Here is a 5,486-nt window from a genome sequence, read left to right as displayed (position 1 = left end):
TTAATATCTTCTTGTCAAATAATTGTATTTCTTTAGCAGTAGGTTCTTGCTCTGAACTTATTAAACTTATTGCCAATAGCTTTATGTGGTATCTTATTTTTCGTTTGAAAAATACTTGCTCAGTTAGTATATGCTTTAAAATATCAATGTATTTATTGTGATTTGTATCCCTGTAAAATGATAAAATCATCTTCAGGCTTGACCTTACTTTTAATCCTTGCCAATGTTGATTAATATATTTGAAAATTGATTTATTTTCTCCGCAAAAATGCTTTGCAAAAACAAAATCATAAAACGTTTGATGGAAGAAATGAATGGAGCCATTTTTACTTACTAGAATTCCATTCTGTAGCAAATATTCAAGTTCCTTCGAAAACCGGTCAGGTAATGCATCATTTCGTAATGTTATTGTTTGCTCATTGTACATCTTTGAAGCAATTGAATACAATACGCTTTTCAGTTTGAGAACTCTTTTATCATTAGGAATATTGACCACTTTCTGTCTCCATAATTCTTTGTATAAATCAGTAGTGGTCTTTAATAAGTTCAGATTAAGGCTATGCTTGAAAATTCGACAGAATGCATCTAGGTTATACGGAGTTTTCAATAATTCAAACATAGCATCCGTAAGCGAAAGTTTTGACCCTGACAATTGATTTAGAACTTTTGTTATTTCTTCTTTCGTCAGTGAATCGACCTTAAAAGTTGTTTCCTTTTTAAAGGATTTAAAACCAAAATCATATTCCAAATCATATGACCTGATTGAAACAACAATTCGTATTCTATCATATTTTCTTAAAGCACTAATCAACTGTTTATAGGTTGCCAGATATTCACCTCTTGCAGAATTGGTTTGAGATAGGGCATCAATTTGATCCACTATCACAACAACAGTAGCATAATCATCAGTTAGCTTAACCAGTAGTTTTTCAATTGAATCGGTTAAATTCAATCGTTCTTCCAATTGTTTTATTGAGTTCGTGGCATATTCATCAGCTTTTATTCCAAGAGTAGGAATACTTTTAATGTCCAACTTCTTATAAAGGTCTTTTAAAATAACAGATTTACCACTACCTGGCTGCCCAACCAGCAAAGCTACTCGCTCCTTTTCGTCATCGATATCTTTCTCAATCCAATCAACCAATAAATCTGTTTCTTTTCTATCTATATGCGATCCCTCAATTCCTTCAAACTCATTTTTATATTCAGAAAGCACGATAGAAGCATTTGCAAAATTTCGTATTATATCATTTATCGGAATATTCGAAGCTTCCTTTACTTTTTCGATGACTCTTAGTGAGAAAAACCTCTCTTGTATAGCCTCGTTGCAACTATTATTCATGAGTTCATTCAAATCAGCTCCAACAATCATTTTAACATTCAATTTATTTAAATGATTATGCAGGAACTTTTCTGCTCGCTCCAAAGTGTATTTTTCTTTCAGTGCAACATTATTTCTTAATACACTTTTTATGTAGTCCGATAATTTTGGTTCAAGTAAGATTTTGTTTCTAAAATCTGTGAGTAAAATTTGAGCCGGTTCAGTAAACTTACTTGAAACTATAAAGTAGTACGTAAATGTTTTCAGATCACTTATCAATGATTGATCTATTCCGTAGTGTAAAATAAACTTACATATTTCTTTTATACAATCAGGTTTAGTAAATGCATGTATATTTTTCTCAGAGTGTTTACATTGAATAACACCTACATTGCCACCATTTATATGTAATGTGCAATCTCGTCCTCTTTCCCCAACTTTATCTAACCAATTAATTGTGTCAAACTTCCCTCTCCATGATCCATAAGTAATCTCATTGGAGTATATATGATACACAATCTCTTCAAAATCTTTAGGATTCATTAAAAAATAAGGAAATCCATGATTAGCATATACATTAGGTCTGGTATTAATCATTATTAATCAAGCTTAAAAAGAATAGATTACTCAGTTTTCATGAATTGAAACTATAGAATATAATTCACATTTACGAATTATTTACTCCTAACTATTTTAGCTTCAATTTCATCTAACTAATATCAATATTTTACATAAATTGTAAAACAAGAAGTTAGAAAAGTGATTTTTGGCATTAATTGTCCCCTGTTAGGTCTGCGTTACGCTACGTCAGCTTCATTCTTCATTGCACTTCCATCCCCCGATTCTATCAGTGGAACTAGTCCCTGGCGCTTGAATCACGTTTCGTACTTACTCCTAACTATTCGGGCATTTCGTTTTAATTTGATAATTCGCATCCCCAACCGCCTTCAAATCCTTAAACAAAGGTCTCCCAGCCTGCCAAATAGTAAAGGTCAAGCCCTCCGGGTTCAGGGCTCCTTGTCTTTTTATGTTCTCGGTTTTATGCTCATTCCGCATAACTCATTGCCCAGCTCTTATTCCTGACAAAGCAATTCGCTCAATACATTACTCATCTCTCGCCTCTCACCACTCACTTCTTTTAACTGGCCCCTCAACCTTGACTACATTTGCCAGTCTGTAAAAAAGGTGGTTTAAGGGTTTAAGGCTAATTCTATTTGAGTATTCTATTGTTTCTTAGAAAAATGTATCTTTGAATTATGAACAAGAGAGAACAGCATATCATTCAACTAATCAAAAAGCGGATTTCAGAAAAGAATCCTGCTGCTGAAGTTGTGCTCTTTGGTTCACATGCACGAGGCCAAGCGAATGAAGATTCTGATTGGGATATCCTTATTCTTTTAAGTAACCTTCAGGTAAACAGAAAGCTGGAAAAGGAATACCGCGAAGCCTTATTCGATGTTGAGCTAGAGATTGGTGAACCTATCTCAACCTTCGTTTATTCGAAAAAAGACTGGGAATCAAAACATGCTGTAACACCCCTCTACCATAACGTCCAAAAGGAAGGCATCCGATTATCATGACCGACAGTAAACAGGACTATATCAAGTATCGCATTGATAAATCAAGTGAGATTTACGAAGATGCTTTGTTGTTAGCCAATAATCAACGTTGGAATTCTTGTGTCAACCGTTTGTATTACTGTTCCTATTATTTGGCCAGCGCTTTGCTTTATCAGTCCGACATTAAAGCTGAAACCCACAATGGTGTTAAAACACAGCTCTTTCTCAATTTTGTCAAAGCAAATCTTCTGGATAAAGAACTGGGCAAACTCTATGCCCACCTGTTCGACTGGCGCCAGGAAAGCGATTATGCTGATTTCATAGATTTTGATGAAGAAACAGTGCTCCCATTATTAGATGAGGTTAAGATTCTTAACTCCAAACTATTGGAACTAATCAAACAAGCCCCCAATAGCTGATAATATGCAATTGTGATAGTTGCATCATCCCTCGTTCCGGTTCCTGAGCTTGTCGAAGGACTCATCGTTCACCTCTATAAACACATCATCTCCTCTCAAAATAGCATCCCTCACAACAGCATAAATCCGATTATACGCCACCGTACTACTCCCGATAAAACCATCCTTCACCTGGTTATTATTGGCACTATCCCCAACCAATAAACAACCGGCCGTATCATCATCGTCATTGCCTTTATGAATCAGGATATCTGTAAACCCAGGAACATCCATTATCTGCAGCATCCCCTTATGAAAATCCGATCCATAATGCTTCAGATACCGCCAATGATGACCTCCAAAAGGTCGCAATTCAACCCGATACCGGCCTGCAGGAATCCGCGTTTCACCCATCACCTTAACCACCCGATGTTCATCCTCCAGGGTATAACAAGCAAATACCCCATCAATAAACAACAGCCCCAAAGTACTCTCCTCAGAACTGCTATATCTCACAACCTTCAATTCCATATCCCTAATTTTTAACCATCCTGTAAAACTTGTCCCGGGAAGTATGAACGGGATCAATTCTCCCCTTGGGGAGATGCCGAAGGCAGTGGGGGAAACCAACGACCTACTGACCTAATAGCCTATTTGCCTTTCTTCATCATTTCACTCACCAACGGCGCCACATTCTTCACCGCCCGTTCCCCAAACAAGAACCCCAACACCAAAAAATTAATAATCCAAAATGCCGATTCCAGTTTCTCATGCCCCTTCAGCGACCAGTTACCCGCAAACACCATATAGTCCATGTACGCCACAAAATAACCCCACAAAGGCCGCTGAGCACCCCGCATAAACAACACCAACTTACCCAACCAACCCGATTGGTGTAAGTCTTTAGCAGTGCCCTCCAGGTCCCTGATACGCTCATTAAATTCCTGCTCCGCCTCCAGGGACAGTCTCACAGCCTCCACCTCATGCCGGTGCTGCAGCTCCAACAGCTCCGTTTGTATCTGCCGCTTCTCCGCCCTGGTCGTCACAAACCGATCGATGAGGTCCCCCACATCCTTAAAAACACTCTTCCCCAACAAAGCCGTCACCTTCTCAAAAAACTTCATAACGCATTCCTTTTAAATTTCATGATTACCCTCCTGACATCAGCAACGCAACTGGGGAACCCACTTAATGAAATTGATGCTTTGACAAAAAGCTGTTTGAGCCCGATGACAATCGGGTGAGTTCTTTTTGTCACATCAATGAATTATTAGTGGGTCAGTGAGTGCTGCAGTCAGCGGACTCTTTTGTTTACTTTTCTCGACTGTAGGAGAAAAGTAAAGACTTGTCCCGTGTCAAAACGGGAGCCCTTGCGGCTCGAGCAAACCCGTCTGGTAAGACAAAAGAACCAACCAAAAAAAGAGCTCTTGAATCCAACAATCCAAGAGCCCTCCAACACACACTTTATCAACGACCGTTGTCGCCAAACAAACCAAATTCTTATGAGTATAAATCAACCTAACCCAGCTTCAAATCATCTCATTGCTCACATCTCATCTCTTTTTGCCAAGCTACCAATCACTACTGACTACTGACTAACACCTACTGACTATTCCTCGAATGATTCTTCAAAAAATACTTCAGCAGCCACGATACCCCAAAACTCACCATCGTTCCAAGTATCGTATAAAACACCGTTTCCACAACACCCTCAAACGTTATCCCATTCAGCACACTAATCAGCGTACCTCCCAGAAAACCAACCTTTCCACTACCATTCAATGAAGCCTCACTCATATTAAGTCTTTTTTAAGCCAAGCTGCAATTCAACTCACTTCTCATCGCTCCCGCGATAACTATCGCGGTCTCATTTCTATAAGGTGGTTACACCTTATCTACCTCCACAATCGCTATTGGATTATGCGTTTTCGTCTGAATCGGATACATATGACCATTCACCTCCTGATGGTACTCAACGCCAACCACAATAAATACCGGATGAGGTGAATCAGCAGAAATCGCACTATCCAGATTGATAACGGCCTGCTCCAATGCTGATAGCTGCACATCTGCACTATCTTTCACATCCACTTCATAACTCTGGTTGCCAAAATCAACCGCAGCTGTCGCCAGAATGAAACGAACATGTGTAGCTCCCTCCACTTGTGGAATCTCTTCACTCGGATTAAAAGCATCAATAGCCAACTG

At 38.7% G+C, this 5,486-nt stretch carries 7 protein-coding genes; 2 read left to right on the top strand and 5 right to left on the bottom strand.

Translation table 11 applies throughout. The annotated features are described in order from the left end of the window. A partial coding sequence (locus J1N10_RS20380) for an AAA family ATPase (RefSeq protein WP_262328580.1) occupies positions 1-1,918 on the bottom strand: 1,918 nt, incomplete at its 3' end. Between the two features lie 659 nt (positions 1,919-2,577). Between J1N10_RS20380 and J1N10_RS20375 the strand changes: the two genes are divergently transcribed. Further along, the gene (locus tag J1N10_RS20375) at positions 2,578-2,901 is read left to right on the top strand and encodes a nucleotidyltransferase domain-containing protein (protein WP_262328579.1); all 324 of its coding nucleotides are present in this window, start codon (positions 2,578-2,580) and stop codon (positions 2,899-2,901) included. Next, positions 2,898-3,299 carry a HEPN domain-containing protein gene (locus J1N10_RS20370; protein ID WP_262328578.1) on the top strand — a complete coding sequence of 134 codons (402 nt, stop codon included), beginning with the start codon at positions 2,898-2,900 and terminating at the stop codon, positions 3,297-3,299. Before J1N10_RS20375 ends, J1N10_RS20370 begins: the two co-directional genes overlap by 4 nt. A 24-nt stretch (positions 3,300-3,323) precedes the next feature. Here J1N10_RS20370 and J1N10_RS20365 read toward each other — a convergent pair whose 3' ends face one another. The 4 genes from J1N10_RS20365 to J1N10_RS20350 all read right to left on the bottom strand — a co-directional run. Further along, positions 3,324-3,809: a DUF5675 family protein gene (locus J1N10_RS20365; protein ID WP_262328577.1), complete on the bottom strand. Its 486-nt coding sequence runs from the start codon at positions 3,807-3,809 to the stop codon at positions 3,324-3,326. A gap of 119 nt (positions 3,810-3,928) precedes the next feature. After that, a complete protein-coding gene (locus J1N10_RS20360) occupies positions 3,929-4,324 on the bottom strand; it encodes a hypothetical protein (protein WP_262328576.1) in 396 nt (131 codons plus the stop codon). Positions 4,325-4,880: 556 nt separating this feature from the next. Next, positions 4,881-5,075, bottom strand: coding sequence for a hypothetical protein (locus tag J1N10_RS20355; RefSeq protein WP_262328575.1), 195 nt, complete (start codon positions 5,073-5,075; stop codon positions 4,881-4,883). 87 nt (positions 5,076-5,162) lie between these two features. Further along, positions 5,163-5,486: hypothetical protein (locus J1N10_RS20350; protein ID WP_262328574.1), on the bottom strand; the 324-nt coding region annotated here is incomplete at its 5' end.

It is taken from the genome of Carboxylicivirga litoralis, from assembly GCF_025499605.1.
Lineage (GTDB): Bacteria > Bacteroidota > Bacteroidia > Bacteroidales > Marinilabiliaceae > Carboxylicivirga > Carboxylicivirga litoralis.
This window is presented reverse-complemented; position numbering and strand designations above follow the sequence as displayed.

What these genes read in the sequence shown, in the direction of transcription:
- J1N10_RS20365 (WP_262328577.1), bottom strand. Translation starts at nt 3,809, where the DNA reads ATGGAATTGAAGGTTGTGAGATATAGCAGTTCTGAGGAGAGTACTTTG.
- J1N10_RS20370 (WP_262328578.1), top strand. Translation starts at nt 2,898, where the DNA reads ATGACCGACAGTAAACAGGACTATATCAAGTATCGCATTGATAAATCA.
- J1N10_RS20355 (WP_262328575.1), bottom strand. Translation starts at nt 5,075, where the DNA reads ATGAGTGAGGCTTCATTGAATGGTAGTGGAAAGGTTGGTTTTCTGGGA.
- J1N10_RS20375 (WP_262328579.1), top strand. Translation starts at nt 2,578, where the DNA reads ATGAACAAGAGAGAACAGCATATCATTCAACTAATCAAAAAGCGGATT.